Source organism: Streptomyces sp. NBC_00390, assembly GCF_036057275.1.
Classification (GTDB): domain Bacteria; phylum Actinomycetota; class Actinomycetes; order Streptomycetales; family Streptomycetaceae; genus Streptomyces.
On the sequence record NZ_CP107945.1, the window covers coordinates 3,264,609 to 3,282,395 of the forward strand.

Below are 17,787 nucleotides of genomic sequence, written 5' to 3' on the forward strand. Positions count from 1 at the left end.
AGGGGTGAACCCGATGAGCGATCTCGCAACGACACAGGATCTGGAATCCAGGCTGGAGCGGCACCGCAGAGAGCTGACCGGCTACTGCTACCGCATGCTCGGCTCCGCCTTCGAGGCGGAGGACGCGGTGCAGGACACGCTGGTCCGCGCCTGGCGGAACATCGACAAGTTCGAGGGCCGCTCCTCCCTGCGCTCCTGGCTCTACCGGATCGCGACGAACGTCTGCCTGGACATGCTCAACGCCGGCAACCGCCGGGCCCGCCCGATGGACCTGAGCGACCCGACACCGGTGGCCCAGGCCCGGCTCAGCGCCCGCCCGGAGGTCACCTGGCTGGAGCCGGCGCCGGACGGGCGGGTGCTGCCGTCCGTCGTGGACCCGGCGGAGACAGCGGTCGAGCGCGAGACGATCCGGCTCGCGTTCGTCGCGGCGCTGCAGCATCTGCCGCCCAAGCAGCGGGCCGTGCTGATCCTGCGCGAGGTGCTGGCCTGGAAGGCGAGCGAGGTCGCCGAACTGCTGGGCACGACGGTCGCCTCGGTCAACAGTGCCCTGCAGCGGGCGAGGGCGACGCTCGCCGAGTCGTCGCCGGCCGCGAGTGATACGGCCGACCCGCTGGACGAGGAGCAGAAGAAACTCCTGGACCGGTATGTGGCGGCCTTCGAGGGGTACGACATGCAGGCGCTGACGGCGCTGCTGCACGAGGACGCCACGATGTCCATGCCTCCGTACGACCTGTGGCTGCGCGGCCACGACGACATCGTGGGCTGGATGCTCGGCGTCGGCGACGTGTGCCGGGGCTCGAAGCTGGTGCCGACCGTGGCGAACGGTGCCCCGGCCTTCGCGCACTACCACCCGAGCGAATCGGGCGACGGGTACGAGCCGTGGGCGCTGATCGTTCTGGAGATCTCGGACGGCAAGGTGGGCGGGATGGACTTCTTCCTGGACACCAAGCGCTGGTTCCCGCTGTTCGAGCTGCCGCAGCGGCTGGACAAGGAGGGCGCACCAGCGGGCTCGGCGGACCTGTAGGTGTAGGACCGGATCCGGGCCATGCATGTCTCTCATGACCGGACGTGACGACGGCCCAGTTCGGCCACGTCGCAACGTCCCGTGCCTCTACCGCAGGATGCCTCATTCCTCAACCTGCCCTGGGTGAACGTCTTCTCCTCCCTCGGTAGGGCCCTCGCACGTCTCCGGGATGATCCCGGCGTCGGCACGCAACGGTTCCCGCGTCCCTTCCCTCTTCGGGCCTGACACCCGAAGTTCAGGAAGGGACGCATGTTGGGTACGAGGCATTCGAGCCGTGCCGCGCTGGCTCTCACCGTGATCGGGGCCGTACTGGCGCCCGTGTCACCGGCGTTCGCGGCGGATCCGCCCCGGGTCGACCTCCGGGCGGACGTGAACCGGGACGGGCGGGTGGACGTCACCGGCGCGACCGACACGGCAGATGAGGACACCTGGTCGGCCAGGAGGGGAGCGGTCCTCCTCCCCAACATCGATGACGACACCAAGCGGTGTCCGGTCAAGGGCGCAAACGGTCGGCCCTTGTCGGATGCCAAGCTGGCGGCCTGCAACGACGCGGCCGACTCCAAGGTGAACGGCTCCGCCGACGCGGCGGACCTGGCTCGGGTGCGTTCCGTGCCGATGACGAACCTGCCCGCCACGGCGTCGGGCACCCTGAAGGTCGTGAAGGGCGGAAGCAAGACACGGGTCTTCGTCAAACGCTCCACCGGCTGGACCCAGGTCACTGCCACCACCCGGCTGACCGCCGCAGAGCTCCGCTCCGGTGTGGAATTCGGCGTCGAAGGCAGGGACGTGATCCGCGACAGCACGGTCTGGGACGGCCGCGCCGTGATCCGCCTGACCGTGGCCTCCGGCGGGCACAGCACCTCGGACGACGTCACCCTGCGGGTCGCACCCCTGCTCACGCACCACCATCTGCAGAAGGCACAGCAGTTGCTGGTCACCAAGGTGAAGGGCAAGGACCAATTCGCGCGTCAGCAGCAGGCGTTCGTCAAGGGCCTTGCGGCGGAGGTCGCATCGGCCGGGATCGGCAAGCCGCTGCTGACCTTCGACAAGTACGGGGACATCTGGGCGCAGGACTTCGTCGAGCCCGGCTATGTCAGCATGACCGGCCCGGACGGACGGCGCCAGGCGATACGCGTGATGCTGCGCTCGGCGCAGGCGGACCGCGAGGCCGGGCGGGAGCTGTTCGAGAAGCTGCGCGGCAACGGCGTGGGAGTCGTCCAGGTGTCCGGGGTCCGTGACTCGGAGGAGTGGACCCTCAACTCGATGGGGAACCTGGAGACCATCCCTCCGCACTCGTACGGCGGCCGGTCCTTCCCGGCCGGACGCATCATCATGGGCGAGCGCAAGGACAACGGCTCCAAGCCCGCACGGGCGATGCGGACCCTGCTGAAGTCCCAGGGTTTCCAGGACCCGCTGCTTCTTGACACCTCGTGGCTGCACGTGGGGCATGTGGACGAGTTCGTCCAGTTCCTGCCCGCCGACACGCCGCGCGGCTGGAAGATCGGGATCGCCGACCCCGAAGCAGGACTGCGGCTGCTGCGCGAGGCGAAGGCGGCCGGTCATGGCAGGACGCGCATGTTCTCGGTGCCGGGAGCCCGTGGCCTGCCCGCCCCCAAGGAGACCATCGACCAGGCGCTGGCATCGAAGTGGCTGGTGAAGGACAACACCATGGCCGCCCAGGGGATCAAGGCGAACCTCGAGATCCTCAAACGCGAGACGGGCGTGACGGACGCCGAGGTCGTGCGCGTGCCTGCCCTGTACACACGGGGTACCGGGGACGAGGAGCAGGGCAACCGTATGCCGCGGCTGACGCGGATGGGCGCAGGCAAGGCACCGGACGCGGTCCGCGAGTACGGACAGCAGAAGGAGCTCGCGCGGCACGCCGACGGCGCCGCGGCCCGGGAATCCGTCATGACCAGCGCGTACGTCCCGGGGGCGGTCAACGGCATCGTGCTCGGTGACAACCGCTATCTGGCCCCGCGCCAATGGGGCCCGGTCATCGGCGGCAAGGACATCTTCACCTCTGCTGTGAACGCCGCATACTCCGGAGCGGGCATGAAGGTGTCGTACCTCGACGACTGGTACACCTACCACCTCGGTGCGGGCGAGGTGCACTGCGGCACGAACACGCTGCGTGATGCGTCCGCGCCGTGGTGGAGGCCGTAGCGTCCACGAGACGGACCCCGCCGCTCGGCCCACCGTACGATCAGGTCCAGGGGCATGAGATGGAGGTGGGTCGGGTGACGGTGGTGCGCCGACTGATCGTGGTACGGCATGCCAAGTCCTCGTGGCCGGCGGAGGTGGACGACCACGACCGCCCGCTGGCGAAGCGAGGGCGCCGCGATGCCCCGGCTGCCGGCCGGTGGCTGCGCGGCTGCGGACATGTGCCGGATCTCGTGCTCTGCTCCACCGCCGTCAGGGCCCGCCGGACATGGGAGCTTGCGGCGGCGGCGCTGGACGCGCCGCCGCCCGTGGTCCATGACACGAACCTGTATCACGCCGGTGCCCGTGAGCTCCTGGAGACCCTTCGCCGTACGGCACCCGGGACAAAGACCGTGCTCCTGGTCGGCCACAATCCGGCCGTCCAGGAGCTGGTGCTGAGCGTGGCCCGCACATCCGCGGACGATGCCCTGGCCCGCGCCAGGGAGAAGTTCCCGACCTGCGCGATCGCCGTACTGGAGTGGCAGGGCTCGTGGGCCTTTCTCGGCCCGGGTGTGGCGCGGCTGACCGCTTTCGAGGTGGCGCGCGGGCAGCGTTCGTGAGGCTCCCCCGGCCGTAGCACAGCGCATCACGCCACCTCGTCCAGGCCCACCAGCACCAGCAGCGCGAGCAACTCGGGCGGGGCTCCGTGCAGTCGGAGGCGGCCGCCGAGCCGGCGGGCGGTGAGCTGGAGCCGGGCAAGGGCGTCGACGACGGCGAGACTCACCTGGGTGAGGCCGCCGACGTCGCAGATCACGTCCCCGGCGGCCGCTTCCCCGGTGCCGGCGCGGCCCAGCTGTGCTGCCAGCTCCTCGCACAGACGGAGTCCATCGGCCGGGGTGATCCTCCCGGCCATACGCACGACCACAGGCTCGATGGCATCCACATGAGGGAGACGGCTGCGGCGGACGCAACTCATCGCGTGCGACGGGCCGGAGGGACGGATCACCGACGCAACAACCCCGATCGACCGTCACGCCGTGCCCATAAGATTGCCATGGGCATGAGCACGACCACGAGCGCGACAAGGACGACGACACAGGGGAGATCTGATGTCCTAGATCGACGGTCTGCAGCTGGTCCAGCAGGCACACGCCTATCTGCGCGCGGCGGTGCGGGGGGTGCCTGCCGACGCCTGGGGAAGCCCGACACCCTGCACTGAGTGGACCGTGCGCCAGGTGCTCAATCACGCACGGCTGGACCAGCAGGCGTACGGCGCTTTCATCACGGGTGAAGGACGTCCCGAGTCAGATCCCTTCCAGCCGGCCGACGCCTTCGAGGCCGACCCGGTGAAGGAGCTGGACGAGATCCTGGACCGGGTCTCCGCCGCCTGGCAGACGGTGCCCACCGATGCCGAGACCGTCACCACGCCGCTGCCCGTAGGACCGCTGCCTCTGTGGGTCGGCGCGGGGGCGTGCGCCCTCGACGCGGCCGTGCACGCCTGGGACATAGCCGTGGCCACGGGCCAGGATCTGCCGCTGCCGGCGTCGCTGGCGCAGCCTCTGCTCGCGGTGGCGGGGGAACCGTGGACGGAGCAGCTGCGCGCGTTCGCCTTCGCCCCGGTGGTGGCGGCCCCGGACGGCGCCCCGGGAACCGAGGCCGATCAGCTGCTGCGCCACCTCGGCCGTAACCCCGGCTGGGCTCCTCCCGCGCCCCGACCGGACCTGCCGGAGCGGAGGATGACGTGTGCCTGACGGGACCGGTGGCGGACCACCGGTCCCGTTCACGCGCAGGCAGCTGCAACGTCAGGCGATACGGTCCAGCACGATCGGGTTCGGGGTGAACTCCGCGCCCGTCGGAGCGATGTCGTACGCCGAGCCCAGGGACTGGAGGGCGTACTCGAACTTCTCCGGGGTGTCCGTGTGCAGGGTCAGCAGGCGCTGGCCCTCGGTCACCGGCTCACCGGGCTTGGCGTGGATCTCGATTCCCGCGCCCGCCTGGACCGGGTCCTCCTTGCGGGCGCGGCCCGCGCCGAGGCGCCAGGCGGCGATGCCGACGTCGTACGCGTCGAGGCGGGTGAGCACGCCCGAGGACGGGGCGGTGATCACGTGCTGCTCGCGGGCGACGGGGAGCTCGGCGTCCGGGTCACCGCCCTGCGCGGCGATCATGCGGCGCCAGACGTCCATGGCGGAGCCGTTGGCGAGCGCCTTCGCCGGGTCGGCGTCCTTGATGCCGGCCGCGACGAGCATTTCCTGGGCGAGGGCCACGGTGAGGTCGATGACGTCCTGGGGGCCGCCGCCGGCCAGGACCTCGACGGATTCCCGGACTTCCAGGGCGTTGCCGGCGGTCAGTCCGAGCGGGGTGGACATGTCGGTGAGCAGCGCGACGGTCTTCACGCCGCTGTCGGTCCCCAGACCGACCATGGTGGAGGCAAGCTCACGGGCGTCCTCGATGTTCTTCATGAACGCGCCCGTGCCGACCTTGACGTCCAGGACCAGCGACCCGGTGCCCTCGGCGATCTTCTTGGACATGATCGAGGAGGCGATCAGCGGGATGGCCTCGACCGTGCCGGTGACGTCGCGCAGGGCGTAGAGCTTCTTGTCGGCGGGGGCCAGTCCGTCGCCCGCCGCGCAGATGACCGCGCCGGTGGTGTCGAGGACGTGCAGCATCTCCTCGTTGGAGAGCAGGGCCCGCCAACCGGGGATGGACTCGAGCTTGTCGAGCGTGCCGCCGGTGTGGCCGAGGCCGCGGCCGGACAGTTGCGGGACAGCCGCACCGCAGGCGGCGACCAGGGGCGCGAGCGGCAGCGTGATCTTGTCGCCGACGCCACCGGTGGAGTGCTTGTCGGCGGTCGGGCGGGACAGGGACGAGAAGTCCATGCGCTCACCGCTGGCGATCATGGCGGCCGTCCAGCGGGCGATCTCCGTACGGTTCATGCCGTTCAGCAGGATGGCCATGGCCAGGGCGGACATCTGCTCGTCGGCCACCTCTCCGCGGGTGTACGCGTCGATGACCCAGTCGATCTGCTCGGGGCTCAGCTCGCCGCGGTCGCGCTTGGTGCGGATGACGGAGATGACGTCCATGGTGACTTCCTTCCGGCGGTACGTACGTCGTACTGGTGCGCGACTCTACGCGCATAGAGAGGATGAAGGGCGACGGCCCTTCCGCACCGCGGAAGGGCCGTCCGTGCACTACCTGAGGTGGCCGGGCCCGAAGGCCTGCGGGAGCATCGCCGAGAGCGGCACGATGCCCTCCGGCGTCTCCAGCAGCAGTTCCGGCCCGCCGAACTCGTACAGCAGCTGGCGGCAGCGGCCGCACGGGACCAGGGCCTTGCCCTCGCCGTCCACACAGACGAAGTGGGTCAGCCGGCCGCCGCCGGTGGCCTGGAGGTGGGAGACGAGCCCGCACTCGGCGCACAGGCCGAGACCGTAACTCGCGTTCTCCACATTGCAGCCGACGACGGTGCGGCCGTCGTCCACCAGGGCGGCGACACCGACCGGGAAGCCCGAGTACGGGGCGTACGCGTGGGACATCGCGTCCCGAGCCGCGTCGCGCAGGGCCTCCCAGTCGACCTCCGGTGCGGTCGTCACTTGCCCTGGCCCTTGCGGTACCGCATGCCGTCGGCCTTGGGCATCCGCAGCCGCTGCGCGCTGAGCGAGAGGACCAGCAGGGTGACGACGTACGGCGTAGCGCTCACGAACTCGGTGGGCACCGTGTCCGTAAGGAGGTACCAGGCGAACACGCCGGCGGCGACGACCAGGCTGATCGCGGCCGTCGGATACCGCTTGCGGTACACCTTCCACACGCCGAGCGCGACCAGCACCACGGCCAGCAGCAACAGGAGCGCGTGGACGGACTGACCGCCCGCACGCAGCTGCAGGGCATCGGAGAAGCCGAACAGGCCTGCGCCCATCGCGAGTCCACCGGGCCGCCAGTTACCGAAGATCATCGCGGCCAGGCCGATGTAGCCGCGTCCGCCGGTCTGGCCCTCGTTGTAGATGTGCGAGGTGACCAGGGACAGGAAGGCGCCACCGAGCCCGGCCATGCCACCGGAGACGATCACCGCGATGTACTTGTACTTGTAGACGTTGACGCCCAGCGACTCCGACGCGATCGGGTTCTCGCCGCAGGAGCGCAGCCGCAGACCGAACGAGGTCTTCCACAGCACCAGGAAGGTGCCGAAGAACAGCGCGACCGCCACGATCGTGAGCAGCGAGAGGTTGGTGACCAGGCCGCCGAGGATGCCCGCGAGGTCCGAAACGAAGAACCAGTCGTGTTTCTCGATCGAGACGAGCCAGTCGGAGAGTCCCGGAACGGTCACCGAGGTGATCTCCTCGGCCGGCGGGGACTGCTTGGGGCTGCCGCCGGCGGCAGCCGCCTCACCGGTGTTGAACCAGAGCTTGGCGAAGTACGTCGTGAATCCGACGGCCAGGATGTTGATCGCGATACCGGAGATGATGTGGTCGACACCGAAGGTGACGGTGGCCACCGCGTGCAGCAGACCACCGGCCATGCCGCCGAGTACACCGGCGAGCACACCGAGCCAGGGGCTGGTCTGCCACCCGGCCCAGGCACCGAAGAAGGTGCCGAGGATCATCATTCCTTCGAGACCGATGTTGACCACACCGGCCCGCTCGGCCCACAGACCGCCAAGACCGGCCAGACCGATCGGCACGGCCATCGAGAGCGCCGCGTTGATCTGGCCCGCCGAGGTGAGGTCCTCCGCGCCGGTGATGGCGCGCACGGCGGACAGCGCGACGAGCGCGCCCGCGATGATCAGCAGGATCACCGGGAAGGAGAGGCGGGTGCGGCCGCCCTTGCCGCCGGAGACCTTGGGGGCCGCGGGCGGCGGGGTGGAAGTCGCCGTGGCGGTCACGCCGACACCTCCTGGTTGTCGGAGTTACGGGCCTGGGCGGCGAGCTTCTCGCCGACCTGCCGCTGCTGGCGCTTGAGGCCGTAGCGGCGCACCACTTCGTATGCGATGACGACACAGAGCACGATGACGCCCTGCATGACGCCGACGATCTCCTTGTCGTATCCCTCGAACTCGAGCTTCTGGGAGCCGCGCTCCAGGAAGCCCCAGAGGATCGCGCCGAGGGCGATGCCGATCGGGTGGTTGCGGCCGAGCAGGGCGATGGCGATACCGGTGAAGCCGATACCGATCGGGAAGTCGCCGCTGTACTCGTACGACTCGTTCAGCAGCGTCGGCATACCGATCAGGCCGGCCATGGCGCCGGAGATCAGCATGGACGTGACGACCATCTTCTTGACGTTCACACCGCTCGCCTCGGCGGCGGAGCCGGACTGGCCGACGGTGCGCAGGTCGAAGCCGAAACGGGTGCGGGAGAGCGTGAACCAGTACCCCACGCCCGCCACGATCGCGATGACGACGAAGCCCCAGATCGGCTCCGGGGTCGTCGGGAAGTCGAAGAAGTGGGAGGACTCGGGAAGCGGCGTCGTCGAGACCTTCGTACCGGCCTCGTCCAGGTGACCGAGGCGGCCGGGCTGAAGCAGGTAACCGATGATGGCGGTCGCGATCATGTTGAGCATGATCGTCGAGACGACCTCACTGACACCCCGGGTGACCTTGAGGACACCGGCGATGCCCGCCCACATGGCGCCGACGATCATCGCGGTGATGATGATCAGCGGGATCTGCAGGACACCGGGCAGGGCCAGTGCGCCACCGACGGCGGCGGCGAAGAAGGCGGCGAGCCGGTACTGGCCGTCGACGCCGATGTTGAACAGGTTCATCCGGAAGCCGATGGCCACCGCGAGACCCGCCAGGTAGTACGTCGTCGCCTTGTTGAGGATGTAGACCTGGCTGTCCGACTTCACGCCGTAGTCGAACATGATGCCGAAGGCGCTGAACGGCTCCTTGCCGGTGGCCGCCAGCACCAGAGCCGAGACCAGGAACGCGGCCGCGATCGCGAGCAGCGGAGCCGCCAGCCCGAGGAGCACTCGCTCCTTGTCGAACTTCTTCATCGGGCCTCGTCCTCCGGGGCGCTGTCATCAGGGTGCTCGAGGTGGCCGGTCGCCGCGCCGGTCATGGCCGAGCCCAGCTCCTCGGGGGTGATCGCCGCAGGGTCGGCGTCCGCGACCAGCCGGCCGCGGTACATCACCCGCAGGGTGTCGGAGAGCCCGATGAGCTCGTCCAGGTCGGCGGAGATGAGCAGAACCGCAAGACCCTCGTGACGCGCCTCGCGGATCTGGTCCCAGATCTGCGCCTGCGCGCCGACGTCCACGCCCCGGGTCGGGTGCGCGGCGATCAGCAGCTTGGGGTTGTGGCTCATCTCGCGGCCGACGATCAGCTTCTGCTGGTTGCCGCCGGAGAGGGAGGCCGCGGTGACCTCGATACCGGGGGTGCGGACGTCGTACTCGCGCACGATCCGTTCGGTGTCGGCGCGGGCCGCCTTGAGGTCGAGGAACGCGCCCTTGCTGTTGGGCTTCTCGGTGACGTGACCGAGGATGCGGTTCTCCCACAGCGGGGCTTCCAGCAGCAGTCCGTGCCGGTGGCGGTCCTCCGGGATGACGGCCATGCCGTCCTCGCGCCGCTTGCGGGTCGGCGACTGCGAGATGTCGGTGGTGTCCAGCTTCACCGTGCCTGTGTCCAGGTGGCGCATGCCCATGATCGCCTCGACGAGCTCGGACTGGCCGTTGCCCTCGACACCGGCGATACCCAGCACCTCACCCTTGTGGATGGTGAAGGTGATGCCGTCGAGCACCGCGCGGACGACACCGTCGGGGTCGGTCGCGGTGAGCCGCAGGTCCTCGACCTGGAGCATGGGCACATCGGTGACGGTCGACTCGCGGGTCTCCGGCGAGGGCAGCTCGGCGCCGACCATCAGCTCGGCGAGCTGCTTGGTGGTGACGGTCCTCGGGTCGGCGCTGCCGACCGTCGTACCGCGCCGGATGACGGTGATCTCGTCGGCGACCGTCAGGACCTCGCCCAGCTTGTGGGAGATGAAGATGACGGTCAGGCCCTCGGCCTTGAGCTCGCGCAGGTTGTCGAAGAGTGCGTCGACCTCCTGCGGGACGAGCACGGCGGTCGGCTCGTCGAGAATGAGGGTACGGGCGCCGCGGTAGAGGACCTTGAGGATCTCGACGCGCTGGCGGTCGGCGACACCGAGGTCCTCGACGAAGGCGTCGGGGCGGACGCCGAGGCCGTACGCGTCCGAGATCTCCTTGATCTTGGCGCGGGCCTTGTCGCCGATGCCGTACAGCTTCTCGGAGCCGAGGACGACGTTCTCGAGGACGGTGAGGTAGTCCGCGAGCATGAAGTGCTGGTGCACCATGCCGATCCCGCGGGCGATGGCGTCGCCGGGGTCGTGGAACGAGACCTGCTCGCCGTCCACCGCGATCGTGCCCTCGTCCGGCTTCTGCATGCCGTAAAGGATCTTCATCAGAGTGGACTTGCCGGCGCCGTTCTCGCCCACGAGGGCGTGGACGGTGCCGCGGCGCACGGTGATGTCGATGTCGTGGTTGGCCACGACTCCCGGGAATCGCTTGGTGATGCCGCGGAGCTCTACGGCATGGGGACTGCTGGACGCTTTGATGGCGCACTCTCCTTGGCAGGAGCGGGGGAGCGAAGGCGGTGGATGGCGCGAAAAATACCGCGTGAACAGGGACGCTACGCGCGTAGCGTCGACAAGTAATCGGGGCCGGCCCCGATTACCGGCCAGGGGCGGAACACGGGGCCGCGTGCGTCGGGGCCCGGAGAGACAGCCGAAGCCTCTCGCCGGGCCCCGATCACACGATCGATCAGGTGGTGGTCTTCACCTTGATGGTGCCGTCCACGATCTTCTTCTTGGCCTCGTCGATCTTGGCCTGGATGTCCTCGATGTGGCCACCGGTGGTGGTGAGGCTGACGCCGTCCTCAGCGAGCGAGTAGGCGTGCGTGCCGGTCAGCGGCTTGCCGTCCTTGACGGACTTGGCCAGGTCGTAGACACCGGTGTCGACGTTCTTGACGACGGAGGTCAGGATCGTCTCGGCGTACTTCGACAGGGCCGGGTCCTTGGCCTGGTCCGAGTCCACGCCGATCGACCAGGCGCCCGGCTTGGCGGCGACGGCCTCGATGGAGCCGGCACCGGAGCCGCCCGCGGCGGCGTAGATCACGTCGATGCCCTTGTCGAGCATGCCCTTCGCGGCAGCCTTGCCCTTGTCGGGTGCGCCGAAGCCGGAGAGGTCCGTACCGGTGGTGAGGTACTGGATCTGCACGGAGGCCTTCGGGTCGGTCTCCTTGACACCCTGCTCGAAGCCCGCGGCGAACTTCTTGATCAGCGGAAGGTCGACACCTCCGATGAAGCCGATCTTGCCGTCCTTGGACTTGAGGGCGGCGGCGACACCGGCGAGGTAGGAACCCTGCTCCTCGGTGAAGACGATCGAGTCGACGTTCTTCTGCTCCGAGACGGAGTCGACCAGGCCGAACGTGGTCTTCGGGTACTTGGCCGCGACAGAGTCGATCGCGTCCTTGTAGGCGAAGCCGACACCGATGACGGGGTTGTAGCCACCCTCGGCGAGCGAGGCGAGACGCTGCTCGCGGTCGGCGGGGGTCTCGCCGTTCTTGGCGGTGAGCTCCTTGGTCTCAGCGTCGAACTCGGCCTTGGCCTTGTCCAGCCCGCGGGCCGCAGAGTCGTTGAAGGAGTTGTCGCCACGGCCGCCGACGTCGAAGGCCATGCCGATCTTCAGCTTGCCCTCACTCGAGCCGGTCGACTCGGTGGAGGACTCGCCGCAGGCGGTCGCGGTGAGAGCAAGGGCCGCGGTGACAGCACACGCGGCGGTGATCTTGGATACCCGGCGCACGAGGAAGGTCCCTTCAGGACTGGCCGAAAGCGCCACTTCCGGCGCTGATTTCGGGCCGATCGTAACGCGCGTAGATGTCAGTTAAAGACAGGTTCATCAGTCGTTATCGGATCGAGGCGTTCGCTCACCTGACAGCGACCGTTGCACCACTGAGCGGAACCCGGCGGCATGCGATCCGGGCCTTGTCGGCGGTGAGCCACCTCACATTGCTTCAAGATCAAATCCAGGCAACGAGTCGAACGGACTGACCGACCAACAATTACACAGGGGGAAAAGTGCGTCTCACGACCAGGACCGCTGCTCTCGTTGCCACTCTCGGACTGGCCATCGGCGGGGCGCTGGCAGGCGCCGCGCCGGCGTCCGCCGCGATCGGCGACCCGACGGGCTGCAGCGCCTACGTCGATAACGGCGGCAAGGCCATCGGCTGGTGCAGCAGTGGAACCGGCCAGTGGCAGGTGTTCGCGAAGTGTGCGGGCACCCGCGGGGTGACGGGTCCGCACGGGGGCGACATCGGTTACCGCAAGGGGCAGGGCACCCCGAGGGCGACCGAGAAGGCTTCCGTCCTCAACTGCGGTTCCAGCGGCTACGCGGTGAGCCCGACGATCAAGATCGTTCGATGAGTGCCTGCGCCCGCGCAGAGCACTCCGTGACGATGAGCTGATGGGAGGGGCGGCGGTCCACCGGACGGTGGACCGCCCCTTGTGGCATCTGTTCGCGAGAGTGGTGACGCCTGCACCCGCGAGCCCGACGGGTCCGCGGGCGCGGTCCGCCCGGGAGCGCATGATTCAGAGGGTGCGCCCGGCGTCGAGCAGTGCCGCGGCGGTGAACAGCTCCACACCGACCGTGATCGCCTCCTCGTCGACGTCGAAGTCGCCGCGGTGCAGATCACGCCGGACGCTGTCACCGGGCGGGTGGACACCGAGGCGGGCCATCGCGCCCGGAACATGCTCCAGGTACCACGAGAAGTCCTCACCGCCCAGGCTCTGCTCGGTGTCCTCGATCGCGAACACTCCGCGGCGTGCGATCTGCGCGTCACGCAGCAGTTCGGTGACGACCGGGTCGTTGACCACCGGCGGGACGCCGCGGATGTAGTTGATCTGGGACTTGGCCCGGTGCAGGGTGGCGATCTCGTCGATGGCCGCGTGCACCATGTCGGGGGCGGCCCGCCAGCCTGGCAGGTCCAGGCAGCGCACGGTGCCGGAGAGCTCCGCGTGCTGCGGGATGACGTTGCAGGCGTGGCCTGCCTCGATACGGCCCCAGGTGACGGCGAGTCCGGAGCGGGCGTCGACGCGGCGCGACAGCAGCGCGGGGACCTCGGTGACGATCTTCGCCGCCGCGGTCACCAGGTCGGTGGTCAGATGCGGGCGGGCGGTGTGGCCGCCGGGTCCGTCGAGGGTGATTTCGAGCCGGTCGCAGGCCGAGGTGATGGGCCCCACGCGCAGTCCGACGGAGCCCGCGTCCACCCGGGGGTCGCAGTGCACCGCGATGATCTTGCTGACGCCGTCGAGCACACCCTCCCCGATGACATCGGCCGCACCGCCCGGCAGCACTTCCTCGGCCGGCTGGAAGATCAGCCGGACCGGCTGCGGGAGCAGGCCCTGCCGGTCGAGCTCGGCGAGGACCAGGCCTGCACCGAGGACCGTCGTGGTGTGCACGTCGTGGCCGCAGGCGTGGGCCCGGTCGGGCACCGTGGAGCGATAGGGAACCCCGGTCTTCGCGTCGGGGATGGGCAGTGCGTCGATGTCGGCGCGAATCGCGAACAGCGGGCGCGGAGCGCTCTCGCCGTCCTCACCGCCGGTTCCGATGTCGCAGATCAGCCCGGTGCCGATGGAGAGTACGCGGGGCTTCAGGCCGGCCTTCTCCAGACGGTCCTTGATCGCCGCGGTGGTACGGAACTCCTGGTTCCCCAGCTCCGGGTGCATGTGCAAGTCCCGGCGGAACGCGATCAGTTCGGCACGCAGGGACTCGGACAGCGTGCCGGGCAGTGCGCCTGCGCCGGGCTGTTCAGCTTCTTCGGACTCGCGGGACATCAACTGGTTCACCCAGTGAAGGGTATGCCCCCTGACGGGCCAACTACCGTGCGATCAACAAAACATCAGCCTCATAGGGGACAGAAATCTGGCTACGCGGCGATTGGCCGACCGCCGAAGTGGGTAAGCTCACTCAACTTCCCCTTGAGTCGATCTTTCCGCCTCCGCCCGTGCCCGGCAACTTCAAGCCGGTGACGGCAGCCGCTGCACGTCACGGGCCGTGCCCGTGACGCCGGCCAGGAAGCCCTGGGCGCGGGGCGAGGCGTTGTCCCTCAGCCACTCGGGCGCGATGTCGCACACCGCCACCTTGATGCCGGTGCCGGCCAGTGCCAGGGGCAGCGTGTGAACGACGGTCGAGGGGAAACTGAGCACCTTCCGGCCTATCGGGCCACGCCGGGCGATCAGCTCCAGCGGCAGGTCCGGGCGTACGACCTCCAGACCCGTCTGCACGGCGAGCCGGTGGAGTTTGTCCGAGCTCTCCCTGCGGTGCGCGAAGTAGCGCGTCGCGCCGTGCGTGCGCGCCAGCGTGGCCACGGCGGCCAGGTACTGCTCCAGATCGACCACGCCCGTCTCCACCAGGGACGTACCGACCAGGTCGGCGCCCCGGGTGACCGTCGGCGGGCCGAAGCGTGCCCGGGTCCAGGCGAAGTCGTTCACCGTGACCCTGATGCCCGCCGGCGGGTCGAGCGGCATCGAGGTGAACACCTCGACCGTCCGGGTCCGCGTCGGGCTGAGCTTGCGCCGCGCCAGGAAGGTGACCGGCGCCAGCACCATCTCGCGCGGCCCCCGGCGGCCGCCGCGCCGGTGCCAGCGCACCAGCCGCTCGCCGCGGGCGACCTGGGCGACGAACTCCATGGTCGCCGTGCCGTCGTCGACGACGGTCAGGTCCTTGCCGCCGACCAGGGTCAGCAGCAGCTGTACGTACCGGGAGAACGGGTCCCCGATGACGATGCGCCGGGCACGGCGGAGCACCGGCCCCAGCTCGCGCACCGTCCGCAGCGGCGCACCCGCGCCGCCGCGCGCCTCCTGCCAGCGGACCGTGTACCCCTCGTCGCGGGCCAGCTCCGCCATCCGGCGCAGCTGACCCCGCGACATGGGGTCGGTGGGTGACAGGACGACGATCGTGAGATCGCTCGTCCGGCCGTGACCGGTGTGATCACCGGGCTGTGCAGTACCTGCCTGCGTGTGGGCCCACTCCAGGACGTTCAGGAGCTGGACCGGACTCTCGACAAAGGCCAGGTTCACTGGGGGCTCACCTCGTGACGCAGGTCCCGCGTGCAGCCCGGTCCGGGCCGGCCACGCCGGGGGGCGTGCGCAACCAGGTCCGGGCCGGCCACGCCGGGGGCGTTGGTGGTTACTGCCGTGGTGGGTTTCCACGGGGTCGGTGCAGACCGGTCCGGGGCCGGCCACACCAGCAGGCGTGTGCAGCTGGGCAGTTTCCACGGGGCCGGTGCAGACCGGGCCGGGCCGGCCACACCAGCAGGCGTGTGCAGCTGGGTGCGGCGGCGACCACGGGCCGGCCTTCTCAGGTCAGCCCGGTCGTCAGACCGCGGCCGGCTCACGGTCGCCCGCCTCGGCGACCACGCCTGCGACGCGGCGCAGCTTCTTCATCGGGGCGAGCTCGGAGTCGTAGACCTTCTTGACGCCGTCACCGAGCGCGGTCTCGATGGTGCGGATGTCGCGGACCAGGCGCGTGAGGCCGCCCGGCTCGACCGAGGCGGCCTGGTCGGAGCCCCACATCGCGCGGTCGAGGGTGATGTGGCGCTCCACGAAGGTGGCGCCGAGTGCGACCGCGGCCAGCGTGGTCTGCAGACCCGTCTCGTGGCCGGAGTAGCCGATCGGGACGTTCGGGTACTCGCCCTGCAGCGTGTTGATCACACGCAGGTTGAGCTCCTCGGCCTTCGCCGGGTAGGTGGAGGTGGCGTGGCAGAGCAGGATGTTGTCGCTGCCCAGGACCTCGACGGCGTGGCGGATCTGCTTCGGGGTCGACATGCCGGTGGAGAGGATCACCGTCTTGCCGGTGGCGCGCAGGGCGCGCAGCAGCTCGTCGTCGGTGAGGGAGGCGGAGGCCACCTTGTGGGCGGGGACGTCGAACTTCTCCAGGAAGGCGACGGCCTCGGTGTCCCACGGGGAGGCGAACCAGTCGATGCCGCGCTCCTTGCAGTGCTCGTCGATGGCGCGGTACTCGTCCTCGCCGAACTCGACGCGGTGACGGTAGTCGATGTACGTCATCCGGCCCCAGGGGGTGTCGCGCTCGATGTCCCACTGGTCACGCGGGGTGCAGATCTCGGGGGTGCGCTTCTGGAACTTGACGGCGTCGCAGCCGGCCTCGGCGGCGGCGTCGATCAGCTTGAACGCGTTCTCCAGTTCGCCGTTGTGGTTGATGCCGATCTCGCCGACGACGTAGACGGGGTGGCCGGGGCCGGCGGTCTTGGTGCCGAGGGCGCGCAGACGGAAGTTGCTCATGGGGGGTGGTTCCTTACTTCTCGGAGGACAGGGGGGTGGTTTCAGGGGTGTGGTTGAGCGTCGGGCCGAGGAGCCAGGCGGCGATCTCCCGGATCGCCCCCTCTCCACCGGGCGTGGCAGTGACTGCACGCGCGGCGGCCCTTACGGAGTCGTGCGCACTCGCCACGGCCACGGGCCATCCGACGAGGTGGAAGCACGGCAGGTCGTTGACGTCGTTGCCGACGTAGAGCACGCGCCCGGGGGCGATCCCGTGCTCCTCGCACCACTGCGCGAGGGCGAGGTCCTTGCGGTCGATGCCGTGCAGGACGGGGACCTTGAGCTTGCGCGCCCGGGCGGCGACGACCGGGTTCTGCTCGGTGGACAGGATCAGCAGTTCCAGTCCGGCCTTGCGCAGATGGGCCACGCCGAGGCCGTCACCGCGGTGGACGGAGACGATCTCGCGGCCGTCGGCGTCGATGAGCACCCGGTCGTCGGTCTGGGTGCCGTCGAAGTCGAGCACGACGGCGTCGATGTCCTCGCGGGTGGGCAGCGCGCGCTCGTCGAGCAGCGGTGCGAGCGCCCGGGCACGGGCCAGGTCGTGCGGGTCGTCGACCTCCAGGACACGTGCGGGGTCGGTCCGTACCAGCGCGGTGCGGCCGAAGAAGCGGTGGCCCGCCTCGCGGAACCCGGCCGCGGCCATGGCGTAGGCGGCGCCGGTCTCGAGGAAGTCCTGCGGGCGGTCCTGGCGGCGCGGCCGGAAGGACGAGTCGTGGTTGACGCCGTATCCGGAGCCGGCCGTGGTGGCGGTGTCGACGAGCACGGCGGTGGAACCGGCCGCGCGCTGCGCGCTCTCACCGGCCGCGGCGGCGCTGGTGTCGCTCTCACGCCAGACGAAGCCGTGGAAGGGCGCGACGGTGACCGCGCTGTCCGCGCCGTCCTCTACGACCGCGCGGGCGACGCCGTCGACGTCCTCGCGGGACACGAAGGGGCTGGTGCACTGCACGAGCAGCACCACGTCGACGGGTGCGCCGTGCATCGCCTCGTGGGCGTCCATGGCATGCAGCACGGCGGACTCGCTGGTGGCGGTGTCCCCGGCGATGGCTGCCGGGCGCAGCACCACTTCGGCGCCCGCGCTGCGCGCGGCTGCCGCGATGTCCTCGTCGTCGGTGGAGACCACGACATGCGTGACCAGCGGCGCGTCGAGGCAGGCGTGGACGGCTCGCGCCACGAGCGGCACACCGCCCACGGGGGCGAGGTTCTTGGCCGGGACGCCCTTGGACCCGCCACGGGCGGGGATCACGGCGAGTACGGTCATCGGTGCTCCTGAGTACGGGGCGTGCGGGGCTC

16 protein-coding genes are annotated in these 17,787 nt (G+C 69.8%); 5 read left to right on the forward strand and 11 right to left on the reverse strand.

The annotated features are described in order from the left end of the window. Positions 1-13 precede the first annotated feature (13 nt). The 3 genes from OHS70_RS13830 (at position 14) to OHS70_RS13840 (ending at position 3,786) form a co-directional block, all read left to right on the forward strand. A complete protein-coding gene (locus tag OHS70_RS13830; protein WP_328397234.1) occupies positions 14-1,024 on the forward strand; it encodes a sigma-70 family RNA polymerase sigma factor in 1,011 nt (336 codons plus the stop codon). A gap of 249 nt (positions 1,025-1,273) precedes the next feature. Continuing rightward, complete coding sequence (locus OHS70_RS13835) at positions 1,274-3,190, forward strand: protein-arginine deiminase domain-containing protein (protein ID WP_328397236.1); 1,917 nt, start codon at positions 1,274-1,276, stop codon at positions 3,188-3,190. A gap of 59 nt (positions 3,191-3,249) precedes the next feature. Beyond that, on the forward strand, positions 3,250-3,786 hold the full coding sequence (locus OHS70_RS13840) for a SixA phosphatase family protein (RefSeq protein WP_328397238.1): 537 nt from the start codon (positions 3,250-3,252) through the stop codon (positions 3,784-3,786). Positions 3,787-3,812: 26 nt separating this feature from the next. Here OHS70_RS13840 and OHS70_RS13845 read toward each other — a convergent pair whose 3' ends face one another. Next, entirely contained in the window at positions 3,813-4,079 is a 267-nt protein-coding gene (locus tag OHS70_RS13845) for an STAS domain-containing protein (protein ID WP_328405612.1), read from the reverse strand. A gap of 220 nt (positions 4,080-4,299) precedes the next feature. Between OHS70_RS13845 and OHS70_RS13850 the strand changes: the two genes are divergently transcribed. Next, positions 4,300-4,917 (forward strand): TIGR03086 family metal-binding protein, encoded by a 618-nt coding sequence (locus OHS70_RS13850; protein ID WP_328405614.1) that lies wholly within the window; start codon positions 4,300-4,302, stop codon positions 4,915-4,917. A 51-nt stretch (positions 4,918-4,968) separates the two neighbouring features. Here the strand turns inward: OHS70_RS13850 and OHS70_RS13855 are convergent, their stop codons facing one another. The 6 genes from OHS70_RS13855 to OHS70_RS13880 form a co-directional block, all read right to left on the reverse strand. Then, a complete protein-coding gene (locus tag OHS70_RS13855; protein ID WP_328397240.1) occupies positions 4,969-6,246 on the reverse strand; it encodes a thymidine phosphorylase in 1,278 nt (425 codons plus the stop codon). 108 nt (positions 6,247-6,354) lie between these two features. Then, positions 6,355-6,753 carry a cytidine deaminase gene (locus tag OHS70_RS13860; protein WP_328397242.1) on the reverse strand — a complete coding sequence of 133 codons (399 nt, stop codon included), beginning with the start codon at positions 6,751-6,753 and terminating at the stop codon, positions 6,355-6,357. After that, positions 6,750-8,039, reverse strand: coding sequence for an ABC transporter permease (locus OHS70_RS13865; protein WP_328397244.1), 1,290 nt, complete (start codon positions 8,037-8,039; stop codon positions 6,750-6,752). The genes OHS70_RS13860 and OHS70_RS13865 overlap by 4 nt, the downstream gene beginning before the upstream one ends. Next, positions 8,036-9,148: an ABC transporter permease gene (locus OHS70_RS13870; RefSeq protein WP_328397246.1), complete on the reverse strand. Its 1,113-nt coding sequence runs from the start codon at positions 9,146-9,148 to the stop codon at positions 8,036-8,038. Before OHS70_RS13870 ends, OHS70_RS13865 begins: the two co-directional genes overlap by 4 nt. Continuing rightward, on the reverse strand, positions 9,145-10,719 hold the full coding sequence (locus tag OHS70_RS13875) for an ABC transporter ATP-binding protein (protein ID WP_328405616.1): 1,575 nt from the start codon (positions 10,717-10,719) through the stop codon (positions 9,145-9,147). Before OHS70_RS13875 ends, OHS70_RS13870 begins: the two co-directional genes overlap by 4 nt. A 205-nt stretch (positions 10,720-10,924) precedes the next feature. Then, positions 10,925-11,965: a BMP family lipoprotein gene (locus OHS70_RS13880; protein WP_328397248.1), complete on the reverse strand. Its 1,041-nt coding sequence runs from the start codon at positions 11,963-11,965 to the stop codon at positions 10,925-10,927. Between the two features lie 275 nt (positions 11,966-12,240). Between OHS70_RS13880 and OHS70_RS13885 the strand changes: the two genes are divergently transcribed. Then, positions 12,241-12,585: a hypothetical protein gene (locus OHS70_RS13885; protein ID WP_328397250.1), complete on the forward strand. Its 345-nt coding sequence runs from the start codon at positions 12,241-12,243 to the stop codon at positions 12,583-12,585. Between the two features lie 165 nt (positions 12,586-12,750). Here OHS70_RS13885 and OHS70_RS13890 read toward each other — a convergent pair whose 3' ends face one another. From OHS70_RS13890 to OHS70_RS13905, 4 genes are all read right to left on the reverse strand, one after another. Further along, the gene (locus tag OHS70_RS13890) at positions 12,751-13,995 is read right to left on the reverse strand and encodes an amidohydrolase (protein ID WP_328405618.1); all 1,245 of its coding nucleotides are present in this window, start codon (positions 13,993-13,995) and stop codon (positions 12,751-12,753) included. A 183-nt stretch (positions 13,996-14,178) separates the two neighbouring features. Then, entirely contained in the window at positions 14,179-15,240 is a 1,062-nt protein-coding gene (locus OHS70_RS13895; protein ID WP_328397252.1) for a hypothetical protein, read from the reverse strand. A gap of 297 nt (positions 15,241-15,537) precedes the next feature. Then, the gene (locus OHS70_RS13900; RefSeq protein WP_328397254.1) at positions 15,538-16,461 is read right to left on the reverse strand and encodes an N-acetylneuraminate synthase family protein; all 924 of its coding nucleotides are present in this window, start codon (positions 16,459-16,461) and stop codon (positions 15,538-15,540) included. A 13-nt stretch (positions 16,462-16,474) separates the two neighbouring features. Continuing rightward, on the reverse strand, positions 16,475-17,755 hold the full coding sequence (locus OHS70_RS13905) for an acylneuraminate cytidylyltransferase (RefSeq protein WP_328397256.1): 1,281 nt from the start codon (positions 17,753-17,755) through the stop codon (positions 16,475-16,477). Between the last annotated feature and the right edge of the window lie 32 nt (positions 17,756-17,787).